The sequence below is a fragment of the Dialister sp. genome (assembly GCF_036343215.1).
Lineage (GTDB): Bacteria > Bacillota > Negativicutes > Veillonellales > Dialisteraceae > Dialister.
In genome coordinates this window covers 1-16,965 of sequence record NZ_JAZASU010000032.1, presented here as the reverse complement: position 1 = coordinate 16,965, position 16,965 = coordinate 1, and the positions used below count along the sequence as shown (strand labels likewise).

Sequence of the window (16,965 nt, the reverse complement as noted above, 5' to 3'; positions counted from 1 at the left end):
ACGGAGGAAGAACTCCGCCGGCAGCTTCTCGTGCTGGATGACCGGATTGACGCTTATGCCCATCGGACGGAAAGTCCCTATGTGCGGGATATTTCCACCATAACCACCTCCGACGGGGTGTCGAAACGGATGGAAATCATGAAACGCCTCGGGGCGGGCGATGAGGAAATAGAAAAGTGGCGTTACGCTCATCGCCATTTCCGGGTGATCCGGGAAGCCTATATGAAGGAGTCCGAAGAAAGCAGAAATACGGAAAAGCTGATTTCCCTCCTGAAAGAGGGGATAGAGGCAGAGAAAAATGGAGGAATCCGCAGCCCCCGCCTTTCCTATAGAAGAAAACTGGCGGATCTGTACTGCGCATCGGGCCTTGCCAAAGAGGAAATGGCAGAGCGCATGGCCCTTTTTGCGGAAGATCCGTCGCGGACCATCGCCGATTACAAACGGATTCGGCAGCTCTCTCCGGCGGCTGACTGGCCGTCGGTGAAGGAAAAACTTCTCGGTAAAACTGTCGGAGGTATCCGTCTGGAAATATTCGAAGAAGAGGGCATGACAGAGGAACTTTATCAGGAAGTCATGAAGGAGCCGGACCTTTCCACACTGAACCGGTACGGATACATGCTGGAAAAAGTGGATGGAAAAGCGTTTCTTTCCGCTTATGCCTGCCTTCTGGATACCATGGCAGAAGACGCCGGGGGCCGCAAGGCCTATGAGGTCCTGATCCGGGAGCTGTACAGGCTGACGAAATTCAATGGCGGGCGGGACCTGGCCAGGAAACTGGCAGAAAAATGGATGAATCAGCGGCCCGGAAGAAGGCTTCTCAACGTTCAACTGGAGGGATTTTTATGACGAAAAAGAACTGGACCCATTTATTTCCCGATTCTATTCTGGAAAAGGGAGAAGACTATGCGGACAATGGCGCGGTAAAAGATTTAAAAATACAGAATGATCGGATCAGTGCCGTGGTGAGCGGGAATTACGATTACCGGGTGACGATTGAGCTGAAAGATGGATTCCCCGATTCCCTGCGCTGCTCCTGCCCCTATGCTGTGGAAGGAAATTACTGCAAACACATGGCGGCCGTCCTCTTCAAGGCGGAGGAAAGGAAGGATGGTGCCGGGAGCAGGGATGAACTGGAAGAAATCGTAAAGGAAATGCCCAGGGAAAAGCTGAATGCCTGGGCCCTTGAGGTCATCAGGAATCATGAGGAGCTGGCCAACGATTTCCTCGTCCGCTTTTCCCCCAAAATTTCTGATGCCCTGATGAAGAAGCTGAAAAAGGAGGCCGATGATATTTTCGATGAATTTGGCAGTGAATATGTCGATTATATGGAAGCCGACGTTTTTTTCGCGGATATCGATCACTTTCTGGATGAGCGGGTGGAGACTCTTGTGAGTGAGGGGCATTACATGGATGCCTTCGAGCTCTCCCTCTACGTCTTCTTTGCGTTGAGTGATTCGGAAGAATATGTGGACTCCGACATGGAAGGCTCCTATGACCGGTGCATGGATATCTGGAAAGAAATTGTGGGTGCCTGTTCTGATATGGAGAAAAAGGCCATCAGGGAAAGGCTCCTGAAAATCGCAAAGAAGGATTCCACCGATGAATACCTGCAGGACCTGATTTCAAACTTTATAGAAGAAGAACTCTGGTCGGAAGAGGAAAACAGGGAAGCCCTGAAAAAGCTGGACCGGGAAATCGATATCGGCATCCAAAACGGGGGAAAGCCTCCGACCGGCTCTTCCTATGGGTCTCTTGGCGTCATGATGATGGACAGGATTCTCCTCATGGAGCGGCTTTCCATGGCGCCAAAGGAAATTGCGGACTATGAGAGAGCCCATATTTCCTATAAAGAAGTCAGGGACCACTACAAGTGGAAACTGGAACTGGGGAAGGACTGGGAGGGCCTGATTCCCCTCCTGGAAGAGGACAAGGGGGGAGCCGCCAGGGACTATGACCTGGAAAGCATCGCCAGGGAACTGGTGAAAGCTTACCATGAGACAGGAAACAGGGAAAAGGAACTGGAAAACCGGGTCCTCCTCTTCCTCCATAGTTCCTATAACAGCCTCGAAGAATTCAGGGAAATCAAAAATCTCTGCCCGAAGGAGAAATGGGAATCCTCCCGAGGTGAGCTCATTGCCCATGTGAGGGACGGGAAAACAAGGTGTGAGATCCTGGCAGAGGAAGGCCTGCAAGAGGAACTGTACCGGGAAATCATGAAGGACAATGACATGGACTTCATTCATACCTATGGTCCATTTCTCTCCGGGAAATATGACCGTGAAATCCTTCAGCGATATGAAAAATATCTGGACGCCTATGCGGCCGATTCCCGCAGCCGGTATGCCTATTCGGTCCTTATTTCCTGCCTTTACAGGCTGCAGCAGTACAAAGGCGGAAAAGCGCTGGCCCGGAAGCTGGCAAAAGAATGGATGGCTGCGTATCCTACTAGAAAACTCCTGGTCAGCGAAATGGAAAATTATCTGAAAAAGAATAAGGAAATAGAAATCGCGGAGGATGGGACTCTTTTCTGAGTCTTCTGTCCGGATAACAAGAGGCCTGTTACACTGACAGAAAAACGATTTGGGCCTTTTGACCGGAAATAATGAATCGGCCGCTGTCGATGGGTATCTGGGGAGCACTGGGGGAATTCTTATGATTGACAAAAACTGGAGAAAGAAATTCAGGGATATAACACTGGAAGAGGGAAAGGCGTACTGGGAAGAGGGCGCCATCAGTCAACTGGATATACAGGGAGACCGGATTTCAGCCCTGGTGGGCGGTACCTGGAATTATCGGGTGAATATCCTGATGAAAGATGGCCTGCCGAAGACTATGTTCTGCGGCTGTATGGATGCGGCAGACGGAAATCACTGCAAACACATGGCGGCGGTCCTTCTGGCAGCAGAAGAAAAAGAAAGACCTGTTTCTCATCTGGACGTTTCCAGCTATATCAGGGACCTTTCACGGGATGAGCTGATGAATCTGGTCCTTGACCTTGCAAAGGATGAATATACGGCCAACCGGATTGCTTTCCTCTATTCTGCCCGCAGTCCCGAAGCGCAGCTGAAAAAAGTCAGTCGGATGATGGACGAATTCTTTGAACCTTACAGGGACCATTCCTTCCTGAACGCCATAGAGTCCTGCGTCTTTCAGCGAAATGTGTGTTCCCTGCTGGAGGACACGGCAGAGGAGCTGTGGAACAGGAAAAGCTATGAAGAAGCATTCCGGCTGTCCACCGATGTTTTCCTGAGACTCAATGATGTCATTTATGATGATTTCAGTGATATCGAATCCATTATGGATTCCTGCATGGACATCTGGAAAAAGATGATCCGCCTTCCGGGAACGGATGGAAAAAATCTCGTCAAAAGCTGGCTCAAAGCCCGGATGAATGATGACAGCATAAGGGAAATTCTTTATGAAACCATGGAGGATTTTCTGGATGAAGAACTGACTACTCCTGATGACTGGCGGGAAGAACTGAAAGAGATTGACCGAACTTTGGAACTTTTCGAAAAAGAGCATGGAAAGGCGCCGGTTTCGGAAACCTTTCTCCACCGGCCAAAGGTAAGAAAGAGAATCGGCCTCATGGAAGAACTGGGGGCGGGAGAGGAAGAAGTGGATGCCTGGTGTCATGAGCACTGGCAGTTTGCCGATGTCCGGGATATATGTATGAATAAAGCGGAAAACAGGGGCGACAAGAAGAAGGTCATTTCCATCCTTGAAGAAAGCAGGAAACTGGATGCAGCCAATCCTCTCCTGGTGAAGGAATATTCGGACCGTCTGCTCAAGCTTTATGAGGAAGCGGGAGACCGGAAAAAGGTGGCAGATGAACTTCTGGACCGGTTCCATCATGAGTCTCACGAGGGGAAAAGAGATATATATCACCGGATCGGGAAACTTCTCAGCAAAGAGGAATGGCCGGTTTACCGGGACAAAATGCTTCCCTCCTTTGAATACCGCAGCGAACAGCTGGGGCTCCTTTCGGAGGAAAGTGATAAGACAGCCCTCTATGAGATGATTTTCAAAAAAACCGCCCATTCCGGCATGCCTGACCTTTATGAAATAGGGGCCTATGCCAGGATGCTGAAGAAGGATTATGCCGAAGAAATCTTTCAGGCTTACATCGATCATGCGGAGGCTGATGTCCTCACGGCTAAAAAACGGGCAGATTATGAAGATCTGATCTGCCAGCTGGAACACATCAGTCAGTTCAAAGGCGGAAAAGAGGAGGCTGTGAAGCTGGCAGAGAAATGGCTTGTGACCTATCCCCGTAAACGGCTGCTGGAAGAAAAGCTGCTGGAATTCCTCGGGAAACATAAAGGAAAATGATTCATCCACCTTCCCTGATTGATTCCGGGGAAGGTGCTGCTGAGGATATATGGTCAATCACTGATGGCTGATTGCTAACGGCTAATGGCCGATAGCAAATGGTGTATCACGGATCATGAGTAACGAACAACGAATCACGAATTTTCCCCACGAAAAAAGAGCTGTGCCCGGGCACAGCTCTTTTTGTATTTCTATTTCTCAAAATTACAGGTGAAGCACTCTGTCCTTGATTTCCTGGGTTCTTCCCTGGTTCCAGAACTGGGTGCCGATGTATCCGCAGGTTCTTCTGGCTACGCTCATTTTATGCTGGTCACGATTGCCGCAGTTCGGGCATTCCCAGACCAGTTTGCCATTGTCATCTTCCACGATTTTGATTTCTCCATCGTAACCGCAGACCATGCAGTAATCGCTCTTGGTATTCAGTTCTGCGTACATGATATTTTCATAGATATATTTCATGACGGTAAGAACTGCAGGGATATTGGTCTGCATGTTCGGCACTTCGATGTAGGAGATGGCGCCGCCCGGGGAGAGTCTCTGGAATTCGGATTCGAATTTCAGCTTATGGAAGGCATCGATCTTTTCAGCCACATGGACATGGTAGCTGTTGGTGATGTAATTCTTATCGGTGACTCCCGGAATGATGCCCCACCGTTTCTGGAGGCATTTGGCGAATTTGTAGGTGGTGGATTCCATAGGAGTGCCGTAGACGGAGTAGGAAATATTTTCCGCTTTTCTCCATTCGGCGCATTTGTCGTTCAGTTTCTGCATGACGGCGAGACCGAATTTCCTGCCTTCTTCGGTGGTGTGGGAAACGCCCAGCATGCGGACGCACATTTCATAGAGGCCTGCATAGCCCAGGGAAATGGTGGAGTAATTGTTGAAGAGGAGCTTATCGATGGTTTCTCCCTTCTTCAGACGGGCCAGGGCACCGTACTGCCAGAGAATCGGGGCTACGTCGGAAACGGTGCCCAGGAGTCTTTCATGACGGCAGCGGAGGGCTCTGTGGCAGAGTTCCAGTCTTTCTTCGAAAATCTTCCAGAATTTATCCATGTCTCCGCCGGAGGAGCAGGCCACGTCTACCAGATTGATGGTGACTACGCCCTGATTGAAACGGCCATAGTATTTATGCTTTCCGCCTTCACCGAGACCTTCGATATCCGGGGTGAGGAAGGAGCGGCAGCCCATGCAGGGATAAATATCGCCGTTTTTGTATTCCTTCATGATCTTTGCGGAAATATAGTCCGGCACCATGCGCTTGGCAGTGCATTCGGCAGACAGCTTCGTGAGGTAGTAGTAGGGAGAGTCTTCGTGAATATTGTCTTCATCGAGGACATAGATGAGTTTCGGGAAGGCCGGGGTGATCCATACGCCTTTTTCATTCTTTACGCCCTGCATGCGCTGACGGAGGACTTCTTCGATGATCATGGCCAGATCTTTTCTGGTCTGCCCTTCCGGTACTTCGTCCAGGTACATGAACATGGTGACGAAGGGTGCCTGACCATTGCAGGTCATCAGGGTAATGAGCTGGTACTGGATGGTCTGGATGCCGGATTTGATTTCTTCCTTCAGGCGGCGGGCCACGATCTTGCTGATGATTTCATCATCCAGCACTTCCCCGGTTTCTTCTCTTTCCGCAATGACTTCCTTTGTAATCTTTTTGCGGGAAATATCGACGAATGGAGCCAGGTGTGCCAGGGTAAAGGACTGGCCGCCATACTGGTTGGAAGCCACCTGGGCCACGATCTGGGTGGTCACGTTGCAGGCAGTGAAGAAGGAATGGGGTTTTTCAATCATGGTCTGGCTGATGACGGTGCCATTCTGCAGCATATCTTCCAGATTGATGAGATCGCAGTTGTGTTCACGCTGGGCGAAATAGTCGGCATCATGGAAATGGATGATTCCTTCGTCATGAGCCTTTACGATATCTTCCGGCAGCAGCAGGCGGCGGGTGAGATCCTTGGATACTTCGCCGGCCATGTAGTCACGCTGGGTGGAATTGATGACAGGATTCTTGTTGGAATTTTCCTGCTTCACTTCTTCATTGGAGAGATCGATGAGGGAAAGGATGCCGTCATCGGTGGTATTGCTCTTGCGGGAGATTTCTCTCTTGTAACGGTAGCGGACATATTTCTGGGCCACTTCATAGCCTCTCATTTCCATGATGCCCCGTTCTACCATATCCTGGATATCTTCCACATTCACCGCATGGGGATAGGAGGCGATTTTCTTGGCAATCGTATCGGCTACGGCGCGGATCTGGAATACGTTCATCTGGTGAACCGGTTCCACTTCCTTATTGGCCTTGGTAATCGCATTTACGATTTTGGAAATATCAAAGGTTACTTCCTGGCCGTTACGCTTTATTACATTCGTTTTTACATGAATTTCTTCAACGCTCTCCATTTTTCGCACTCTCCTCAATAAATAAGCCGATTTTCTCCATAAAATCGGCATTGTTGCTATTTCATCCAATTATACTAAATATTGGTTGGATTTCAAATTGCAGGCACAATATCTTGTGACGTGAGATATCATACAACAATTTCAGGAAAAATGGAATACCCCCAAAGGGGTCATTTTCATTTCTAATGAAACGTTCGGTGCAGGAGGCATGCAGTCATGTTGAAAAAAGTGCGTAAAATGGGGATTTTCTTTTTTTACCGGTACCTGACAGGCGGGGTATGGAATTTTTTTATAGAGGGTGAATAGTGGGGTGGAGTCATTGGGCAGTTACTGTGAGCTGAGTCAGTTACGGTATTCGTGAGTTAGCCTTGAAAGGGACGTGGACCGGTATAGACAGGTTCGAAACTTCGTGATTCGTGGTTCGTGAAGGTGGCGGCCCTGGCGGGCCGCGGAGTATATATGGGATTGTTGGAGTCAACTGGCAGATACAATGGGTTGAGTCAGCTGCGGTATTCGTGGGTCAGCCTTGAAAGGGACGTGGACCGGTATAGACATGTTCGAAACTTCGTGATTCGTGGTTCGTGAAGGTGGCGGCCTGACGGCCGCGTTTTTTTATAGGGCCTTTGGCCTGCATTTTCTGTCGTTAGCTATTCTCCCACGGAAAATTCTTTCTGAAGGATGAGGATATGGTGACTCGCCGATGAACCCATGAACCTGTTAACCCCAATGCGGGGCTTTTCACTAAACAGTTTCCTTCCACCTTGAAGCTTCAGGAACACTTTATTCCCCCATGTACAGCTTCCTGCAGAAAATGGGTTCAGCCCAGGCCATCGATTCCCCATCAGCTATTCCCCATCAGCCATCCACTCCCATATGAAAAGCCCGGCAGCCCGGGCTTTTTTCAGAAGATGAAGTATAGATACCCCAGTCCCAGTATTTCCAGGATCAGGAAGAGGGGCACGAGGATTTTGAATTTCCAGTGTCTCGTCTTATGGTGAAAGATGCGCATGCCGAGAAAGGCTCCGGCGGCTCCGCCAAGAAAGGCTGCGAGGAGGAGGGTCATTTCCGACAGGCGCCAGGCTCCGCGGACGGCTTTCCATTTATCAATCCCGTAAAGGCAGAAGGCAAGAATATTGATGATGAGTATATATATAAAGATGTATTCCATAATGTTCCTCCGCGGCGGGCCGCTGCCCGCCATGCTTATTCCTGATGGCGGCCGGCAAGGGGAAACCAGGTGATGGATGTCTTCTTTCTGTCAGCGCTGCAGAAGAAGGCGTCCCCTTTGAGTTTTTTGATTTCCTCTATCCCCGCTTCTTCCCCGCCGGCGGCGGAAGGATAGGCCCCGTTTTCCGGTGACAGCTTCAGGAGACGGCCTTTCCCTTCGTCATCGACGGAGAGGAAATAAAAAGGCGTGAGGCTCCCCGCTTTCCTCTTTTTATCTCTTTTCGGGATGAGGATGGGATACTCCATGCCGGTGAGGATCTGTCCTTCTGTCCAGCCCTCTTTTCCTTTGGTAAAAATAAGAAGCAGGGGCCGTCCGGACTTGTCGATTTCGTTTCCTGTCACCAGTACCAGGGCTTCTTTTTCTCCGCCGTCCAGATCGGCTTCGTTCCAGGCGTAGGATAGACTGTCCCGATCCTGGCCGGCTCCTTCGAAACAGGCAAGGAGGGCGTTTTGGAGCAGCGGGTCTTCGGAAGGCCTGGATGTGTGCTTTTTGATTTTCTTCGGGATGATGATTTCCGGATCCTCCGGCGGCGGGGGAACGGGGAGGTCTTCGAAGGTCCCGTTCCTCCATATGGAAATGGTGGAAATATCACCGGCTTCTCCACAAAGAGGCATGAGGAGAAATGAAAGTGCAGCCAGCAGGATGGGTTTATATTTCATGATGATTACCTCGTCTTCCCTTAGTATACCCTGTAAGAGAGAATCGGGTAAAGATTGGGACGGGCTTCACATCGGGAATCGGCAGCAGACAGACCATCAGGGGAAAGGAGAATCGGGATTTTGAAGGGGCATGATTTCCACAGGGAAATGGTCCGCCCCGGATTTCCGGCGCCCGGTTCAAAAGCTTATGGGAGGATGGTTTACCTTTGAAAAAGCAGGTGTAAAATAATTAGTATACAACATTTTTTTGAGTTTGAGGAGATAAAATTTTCTTTGTTTGTTCCGGAATATGCTATAATAGAACCATAAGGAAAAGTGTTTATAGATGGGGAAGAGCCCTGATGGTTGATGAGTTTCTGTACATTGTGTATATGCAGAAACTTTTATTTTCCGGAAACGGAAATGGCCCGGAAGCATCAGAGAGAAGGAGGAAGCCATGGCGGACATAAAAAAGTTTCGTGGAGCACTGCTGGGAGGCGCCTGCGGTGACGCGCTGGGATATCCTCTGCAGAATTTCTCCGTCGCCCGTATCCAGCACCGTTTCGGGCCTTTCGGCCTGCGTACCCTGGTGCGGGATGTCAAGAATGGACGGAAGGCGCCGGTCACGGATAATACCCAGATGGTCCTGGCTGCCATTGATGGCATACTATGGGCAGATGCCAAGAAACTGGATGTGCTGGATGGCATTTACCGCGGTTTCATGCGCTGGTATTACAGCCAGACCGGAGAGGAACCGAAAAGGGGCCAGCGGACCTGGATGAGAAGGCAGCCTCATGAGAGGGAATTCTGTCTGCTCCGCGAAAAATTCATGCATGCCAGAAGGAATCCGGAAGATGGCGTGCTTTCCGCTTTTTCCAAAGATTTCCGCGGGTCTGTCAGGGTGAAAATAAACGACAGCAAAGGGGCAGCCTCCCTTTCCCGGGCCGTACCGGTGGGCCTGCTCTATACGGGGGACAGCAAAACGGCTTTTGACCAGGCTGTGAAAGCGGCAGCCCTCTCCCATTCCAATCCCCTGTCCTATTATTCCGCCGGAGCACTGGCCGTTATTATTTCCTGCATCTCCGATGGCTGGACCCTTCCGAAAGCCCTTCAGCGGGCGGAGGAACTTCTGGGCAAGCTTCACAAGACGGATCCCATTATTTCCCTTTTGAGCGCGGCAGAAGCCCAGGCAAACAACCGTCCGGCCGGGAAATCAGGGACCTGGGATCACATCGACAGCATTTCTTCCCTGGGAAGCGGCCGGGAAGCCAATGAAGCCCTGGCCATTGCCGTTTATGCATGCCTGGCATTGGACGACCCCACAGATGCCCTGATCATTTCCGCCAATCACGGCGGAAGGAGCAATACGACTGCTTTCGTTACCGGAGCCATCGAAGGGGCCCGGTTTGGAGAGGCGTTCATGCCCCGCTACTGGGCCGATATCCTGGAAGGTGCCGAGCCCATCGGATTTATGGCAGACCGTCTTTTCTATGTATATGGAAAATATCATAAATAATTCAAAAAAAAGAGACCCTGCGGTGTCTCTTTTTTTATTAACAGTCATAAAAAAACTCTTAAGCAGAAAATTAAAATATGTGCTATTATTTCCATGTGATAATCCTCAACAGTTAAAGGAGAAATGAAATGGATAAAGACCTGATTCGCGAATTCCTGCTTTCCTGCCAGGAGGCAAAGAAAATCTGCGAACTTCTTCCGCCACTGCCGAAGAAGATGAAGCCAAGACACGTGAGGGTAGTGGATGCGGTGCATACGCTGCAGGAGAAAAATGGAATCGTCCGGGTAAGCGACGTGGCTTCGGAAATGGGAGGAACCCTTCCTTCCATCACCAAGCTGGTGAACGAACTCTGTGAAATGAAGGTCCTCGTGAAGACAAGAAGCACGGAAGATAAAAGAGTGTATCATCTGGAACTGACGAAACTGGGAGAAAAATACTATGATAAATACATCACCCAGTTCCGTGACTGGCTCAGCGATGAAATGGATGAAATATCGGAAGATGATGTGGTGTCCGCCGTACGGACCATTATGGAAGTCAAAAGAATCCTCGTCAGCAACAGACATCCGGTCTGAAATGAAAGCCCCGCCTTTGCGGGGCTTTTTCAGTGGGAAATTCCGGAGGGAATCGGGAATAAGAAATCACACGCGGGGCAATGGACCGGGTCTCAATGAACGATACCGGGAAAACATGAGGCCATCTTCCCGGTACCGCCCCTCTGACAGGAATCGAACCCGGCACGTACGAGACTGATTCCTTATAGAATCTCCCTTCCCCCTCTGTGAGAGTATTTTTATATCCCTTTAAATGGCTCATATTTCCTGATAAAACAGGCTGTCTCTAATAAAGGATATGTTTATTTCCATAAAATAGCACACTCTTTGCACTCTGTTTCCTTGACTTTTTACACTTAAAGGTATACTATAAATTTGCTGAACCGAAAAAGTGTACAAGAATTTGTTTTTTATTTCAATCTTCATACCTTAAGGAGGGCTATGATGGACGCAAGAGAGAATGCTTATGTTTTATGGTTTGATGAACTCCACAGGAAGGACGTCAATCTGGTTGGCGGTAAATCTTCTTCCCTTGGTGAACTGACCACTTCCACCCATGTTCCGGTTCCTTACGGCTATGCTACCACCGCGCATGCATACCGTTATTTCATGGAAGCTACCGGCCAGAACAAGAAGATTCATGAACTGCTGCAGGGCCTGGATGATGTGGAAGATTCCGTAGAACTGCATGAAGTCTGCACGAAGATCCGCGAAAGCATCGTTTCCGCTGATATGCCGGAAGATCTGGCACAGCAGATTGGCGACGCTTATGAAGAACTGGCCAGGAAAGTGGGAGAAGAAAATCCCTATGTCGCTGTCCGCTCTTCCGCTACCGCTGAAGACCTGCCGGATGCATCCTTTGCCGGCCAGCAGGATACATACCTCAATATCACCGGCCGCGATATGGTCATCAGAAAAGTAAAGGAATGCTATGCTTCCACTTTCACCGACCGTGCCGTTTACTACCGGGCAAAGAAGAATTTCGACCATGAAAACGTGGCTCTTTCCGCAGCTGTCCAGATGATGGCTGATTCCAAAGTGGCCGGCGTTATGTTTACCGTAAACATTGCCAATGGCGATGATTCCTGCGTCATGATTGAAGGCTCCTGGGGCCTTGGCGAATATGTCGTTCAGGGTACCGTAACCCCGGATAACTTCATCGTCAACAAAGAAGATCTCACCATCCGTTCCCGCATCGTCAATGAAAAAGCCATCGAACTGGTTCGTAAAGAAGGCGGCGATGTAGAAGAAAGAAAAGTTCCGGAAGAAAGAGCAAAATCCCAGGCTCTCTCCGATGACCAGGTCGTAGAACTGGCTTCCTATGCAAAGGCCATTGAAAAGCATTACGGCTGCTACATGGATATGGAATGGGCAGTCGATCACAAGGACCGCATCTGGATTCTCCAGGCTCGTCCGGAAACCGTATGGTCCAAGAAGAATAAGGAAAAGAAAGCAGGTAATGGAGAAGTGAAAATGACAACTGATCATAAAGTACTTGTTAAAGGTCTTCCGGCTTCCCCGGGAATGGCTGCAGGCAAATGCCATGTCATCACCGACCCGAAAGATATCGATGAATTCCAGGAAGGCGAAGTTCTCGTTACTACCATGACCAGCCCGGACTGGGTACCGGCTATGAAAAAAGCAGTTGCCATCGTTACCGATGCAGGCGGCATGACCTGCCATGCATCCATCGTATCCAGAGAACTGGGCATTCCCTGCGTAGTAGGCACCAAGAGCCGCAGCGTGGAAGCAACCAAAGTTCTGAAATCCGGCCAGGATATCACCATCGATGCCCAGAACGGTATCGTTTATGAAGGCATCGTGGCTGACCTTGTAAAGAAACCGGAAGCAGCTCAGTCTGCCGGTACTCCTGCTGCACAGACTGTCGTAGCTGCTGAATATTTTGCTCCTACCGGCACCGGCGTCCTCATGAACCTGGGCGATCCGGACCTGGCTGATAAATACGCATCCCTGCCCTGCGACGGCATCGGCCTGATGCGTGAAGAATTCATCTGGACTACTTTCATTCATGAACACCCGCTGTACCTCATCGAACAGGGCAAACCGGAAAAAGTCATCGATATGCTGGCAGAAGGCATTGCCAAAGTATGCCGTGCCCTTTCTCCGCGTCCGGTCGTACTCCGTTTCTCCGACTTCAAATCCGGCGAATATAGAAACCTCAAGGGCGGCGACAAATTTGAACCGGTGGAACCGGCAGATCTCCTCGGCTGGAGAGGCGCTTCCCGTTACTATGATCCGAAATACACCGCTGCATTCCGTCTCGAACTGAAAGCTGTAAAGAAAGTCCGTGAAGAATTCGGCCTGAAGAACCTGAACTGCATGATTCCGTTCTGCAGAACCGTAGATGAAGCAGCTAAAGTCACCGCAATCATGAAAGAAGAAGGACTGGAAAGAGGTCCGGACTTCAAACTGTTCCTGATGGCAGAAATTCCGTCCAACATCATCCTGGCTGACAAATTCAATCAGTATGTAGACGGCTACTCCATCGGCTCCAACGATTTAACAATGCTGATCCTCGGCTGCGACAGAAACAATGATACCGTTTCCGCTCTCTTCGATGAACGCAACCTGGCCATCAAGAGAGCTGTCCGCCATCTCATCGAAACCGCCCACAAAGACGGCAAGACCGTTTCCATCTGCGGTCAGGCACCGTCCGTATACCCGGACTTCACCGAATTCCTGGTCAAGAGCGGCATCGATTTCGTATCCGTAAACCCGGATATGGTCAAAGCTACCAAGAGAAACGTAGCACGCATTGAACAGAGAATCATGCTTGATGCAGCTACCGGCAGAGGACTGAAAGAAGCAGAAGACTACAAATGGTAATCAGGTAGTCTTTGCCTCCGGTACGCCCGTGATTTGAACAATTCCGGCAACCGGGGCTGCGAAAGCAGTCCCGGTTTGCCTTGATTTCAGGGAAAAACCCGGATATACCAAGGAAGGAGTAAAGATGCAGCTTACCAGCCGTCAGAAGGAAATCACCCGTATCGTCCGTGAAAACGGGCCCATTACGGGAGAAATGATAGCAGACCGACTGCACGTTACCAGAAGCGCCCTTCGAGGAGACCTGGCCGTCCTTCTTTCCGGAGAAGTGATTGCAGCCAGGAGAAGACTGGGCTATTACTATCTGGGTGGGGGAGAAGACCCGGCAGCAGCAGAAATCCGTTCCTGCACTGCCGAAGCCTGCATGTCCCGGCCCGTCCTGGTCCATGCGGACTCCAATGCCTATGATGCGGCAGTCCTCCTTTTCACAGAAGACATAGGGACCCTTTTCGTGGGGACGGAAGATGATGTCCTGGGCGTGGTTTCCAGAAAAGATCTCCTGAAAACCGCCATGGGCCGCGAAGATATGACCAAGGTTCCTATTTCCATGGTCATGACCTCCCGTTCCAAGATGATTTATGCGGAACCGGATGAAGACATGGTTTCCATTGCCCAGAAACTCATGGATTATGAAATCGACTGCCTCCCGGTAGGCGTCTTCCATGACGTCAGGGGAGAAAAGAAATTCAAACTCAAAGGACGTATTTCCAAAACAAATATTACCCGTCTCTTCCTGGAACTGGGAAAAGGCAGGGACAGATAAGGAGTGACCCCATTGACTAAGATTCCGGAAGTGTATGTAGTCTCCGACTCCCTGGGGGAAACGGCGGAAAGTGTGGCCAAGGCCACCATCAGCCAGTTTGATGAAGACATCGATATCGTGAGAGTCCCCTTTATCCGCCACGGGGAACAGGTACAGAAAGTGCTGGAAGAAGCGTCTGCCCATCATGCCGTGGTCTGCCACACCCTGGTGAGCCCGGAACTCCGCCAGACCTTCGAAAAAATCGCCAGAGAAAAGAATGTGCGCTATGTGGACATCCTGGGCCCCATGATGAATATGGTGGGTACCATTTCCTCCACGAAACCCCGCATGAAACCGGGTATCATCCACAAACTGGACGAAGAATATTTCAAGAAAGTGGCAGCCATTGAATTTGCGGTGAAATATGACGATGGCAAGAACCCGGCAGGCTTTGAAAAAGCCGATGTGGTCCTGATCGGTGTTTCCCGCACCTCCAAGACACCTCTTTCCATGTACATGGCCCACAAGAAATTCAAGGTAGCCAACCTTCCCCTGGTACCGGAAGTGCCGCTGCCGGAAGAAATATTCCATGTGCCGCCCTATCGCATCATTGGCCTCATCATCGATCCCTACAAGCTGAATACCATCCGCAGCGAACGAATGAAAGCCCTGGGCTTCTCCGGTACCGCCAACTATACCGACATCGCCCGGATTGAAGATGAACTGTCCTATGCGAAAGAAGTCATGCGCCAGCTTCACTGCCTCGTGATTGATGTATCCAACAAGGCCATCGAAGAAACTGCCAGCAGGATCATGTCCATCGTGCAGAGAAATAAAGAAGTGTATGGGGATAAATATTGATTTGATTTTGGCTTGATCCCGGACCCGCCCATTGGGCGGGTCCTTTTGCGTGGAAGAGATTTCGAGAAATCGTTCTTCGTGATTCGTTGTTCGTTCTTCGTGAATGTGGCGGCCCTGACGGGCCGCGGATTTTATATGGGGAGTGTGCACAGGCGTAAGATCCGATTTTTTATGAAGATGAGAGCCGAAGGCCGTCGGCGAAGCCGGCTCTATAAAATTGGTTTGCGCAGCAAACCATATCCTTAACGAACAACGAATCACGAACAACGAAGAACGGATAGCTCTATGTGAGCCAATTTCATTTATATGATTGACTTCCGAGGGAAACGATATCCTTAACGAGCAACGAAGAACGATTCTTCCCAAATGACACCATCCAATTTCCTCAAGATTGAATACAAACGCTCCCATCCATGCTAAAATAGATATAAGAACTACGATTTTCGATTGATAAGGAGGCACCTATGCTTGTCCGTGAACGGAGCGAGGAATTAGAGAAGAAAATTCTGTGCAGCCGGGCTGCTCTTTCCGCCAATGCCAGGCGGGACAGGGAAGAGAAGAGGGACCCGCTGCGCACTGATTTCCAGCGGGATCGGGACCGGATTCTTCACAGCAATTCTTTCCGGCGCCTGAAGCATAAGACCCAGGTCTATATTGCTCCCATGGGAGACCATTACAGGACCCGTATGACCCATACCCTGGAAGTAGCCCAGATCGGCCGGACCATGGCCAGGGCCCTTTCCCTCAATGAAGATCTGGTGGAAGCCATTGCATTGGGCCATGATCTGGGCCATACGCCTTTCGGACATGTGGGAGAGCAGGCTCTTCAGGAAGTGACGGGCCATTTCGAACACAATGAACAGAGCGTCCGGATTGTGGAGAAACTGGAAAAAGAAGGGGAGGGCCTGAACCTCACGAAAGAAGTGAAAGACGGCATTCTCAATCATTGCGGCTCCCTCAGGGCCCATACCCTGGAAGGGGCTATCATTAAATATGCTGACCGGATTGCCTACCTCTGCCATGATTATGATGATGCGGAAAATATGGGCCTCATCGGACCCGCCGATTTACCGGAGGATGTGAAGAAACGAATTGGTACGACCCATTCCTCCATGATTACCGCCATGGTGACCGATGTAGTGGAACATTCCATGCAGGATGAAAAAGACGGCATCCATATGTGCCCGGAAGGGGACCGGATTCTCCTCAAATTCAGAAAATTCATGTTTGATGAAGTCTATATGTCCAAAAACCTCATTCCCGACAGGAAACGGGGAAGCAATGTGGTGAAGATGCTCTATTCCTGGTACACTGAAAAAGACGAAAAAGGAAACTATTTCCCCGGACGCCTGCCGGAAAAACAGCTGCGCCTCGCGGGAGGCAATGTTTCCCTGGCGGCTACAGACTATATTTCCGGGCTTACCGATAATTTCGCCATCAACCTCTTTGAAGATATCTTCGTGCCCCGGTACTGGACGTTTAAGAAGGAATAACATAGTGGGAATCAGGGATTGACTCAATTGGAGCTTATCGTGGTTCGTGGCTCGTGAATCGTGGTCCGTGAAGGATATGGTTTTCCTTCGGAAAACCAATCATATAGAGTGCGCTTCGCGCACGGGCCTCTGGCCCTGCCCATGGATTAATACTATTTATCGGAAATGATAGTGCTTAACATATAAAAGGCGCGCTTTTTATATGTGCGCGGGAGTGTACAATAGACTGTGTAAAGTTGAATTGTAACTCAAATGAGAAACAGCAGATAGGTCTCTGAATTAACAACATCATCTCTCAGTAAGGCTTTTCGCAAACGGTGATAGGATACCGCTATAAGACAATAAGCGCTT

12 protein-coding genes are annotated in these 16,965 nt (G+C 50.0%); 9 read left to right on the top strand and 3 right to left on the bottom strand.

The features are described from left to right. The 3 genes from VZT47_RS06205 to VZT47_RS06195 all read left to right on the top strand — a co-directional run. The coding region (locus VZT47_RS06205; RefSeq protein ID WP_330224103.1) for a hypothetical protein at positions 1-846 on the top strand (846 nt) is incomplete at its 5' end. Next, positions 843-2,531 (top strand): SWIM zinc finger family protein, encoded by a 1,689-nt coding sequence (locus VZT47_RS06200; protein WP_330224102.1) that lies wholly within the window; start codon positions 843-845, stop codon positions 2,529-2,531. The genes VZT47_RS06205 and VZT47_RS06200, both read left to right, overlap by 4 nt. 121 nt (positions 2,532-2,652) lie before the next feature. Next, the gene (locus tag VZT47_RS06195) at positions 2,653-4,332 is read left to right on the top strand and encodes an SWIM zinc finger family protein (protein WP_330224101.1); all 1,680 of its coding nucleotides are present in this window, start codon (positions 2,653-2,655) and stop codon (positions 4,330-4,332) included. A gap of 204 nt (positions 4,333-4,536) precedes the next feature. Here VZT47_RS06195 and nrdD read toward each other — a convergent pair whose 3' ends face one another. The 3 genes from nrdD to VZT47_RS06180 form a co-directional block, all read right to left on the bottom strand. Then, positions 4,537-6,738: an anaerobic ribonucleoside-triphosphate reductase gene (nrdD, locus tag VZT47_RS06190; RefSeq protein WP_330224100.1), complete on the bottom strand. Its 2,202-nt coding sequence runs from the start codon at positions 6,736-6,738 to the stop codon at positions 4,537-4,539. Positions 6,739-7,639: 901 nt separating this feature from the next. Next, a complete protein-coding gene (locus tag VZT47_RS06185; RefSeq protein ID WP_330224099.1) occupies positions 7,640-7,906 on the bottom strand; it encodes a DUF1294 domain-containing protein in 267 nt (88 codons plus the stop codon). A gap of 35 nt (positions 7,907-7,941) precedes the next feature. Next, entirely contained in the window at positions 7,942-8,625 is a 684-nt protein-coding gene (locus tag VZT47_RS06180) for a hypothetical protein (RefSeq protein WP_330224098.1), read from the bottom strand. Positions 8,626-9,061: 436 nt separating this feature from the next. Here VZT47_RS06180 and VZT47_RS06175 point away from each other — a divergent pair, with 436 nt between their 5' ends. The 6 genes from VZT47_RS06175 (at position 9,062) to VZT47_RS06150 (ending at position 16,614) form a co-directional block, all read left to right on the top strand. Further along, on the top strand, positions 9,062-10,120 hold the full coding sequence (locus tag VZT47_RS06175; protein WP_330224097.1) for an ADP-ribosylglycohydrolase family protein: 1,059 nt from the start codon (positions 9,062-9,064) through the stop codon (positions 10,118-10,120). 128 nt (positions 10,121-10,248) lie between these two features. After that, positions 10,249-10,695: a MarR family winged helix-turn-helix transcriptional regulator gene (locus VZT47_RS06170; RefSeq protein ID WP_330224096.1), complete on the top strand. Its 447-nt coding sequence runs from the start codon at positions 10,249-10,251 to the stop codon at positions 10,693-10,695. Between the two features lie 420 nt (positions 10,696-11,115). Further along, entirely contained in the window at positions 11,116-13,521 is a 2,406-nt protein-coding gene (gene ppsA, locus VZT47_RS06165) for a phosphoenolpyruvate synthase (RefSeq protein ID WP_330224095.1), read from the top strand. 124 nt (positions 13,522-13,645) lie between these two features. Continuing rightward, positions 13,646-14,281 carry a helix-turn-helix transcriptional regulator gene (locus VZT47_RS06160; RefSeq protein WP_330224094.1) on the top strand — a complete coding sequence of 212 codons (636 nt, stop codon included), beginning with the start codon at positions 13,646-13,648 and terminating at the stop codon, positions 14,279-14,281. Positions 14,282-14,293: 12 nt separating this feature from the next. Next, positions 14,294-15,121 carry a pyruvate, water dikinase regulatory protein gene (locus VZT47_RS06155; RefSeq protein WP_330224093.1) on the top strand — a complete coding sequence of 276 codons (828 nt, stop codon included), beginning with the start codon at positions 14,294-14,296 and terminating at the stop codon, positions 15,119-15,121. A gap of 464 nt (positions 15,122-15,585) precedes the next feature. Then, positions 15,586-16,614 carry a deoxyguanosinetriphosphate triphosphohydrolase gene (locus VZT47_RS06150; RefSeq protein WP_330224092.1) on the top strand — a complete coding sequence of 343 codons (1,029 nt, stop codon included), beginning with the start codon at positions 15,586-15,588 and terminating at the stop codon, positions 16,612-16,614. Positions 16,615-16,965: the final 351 nt, after the last annotated feature.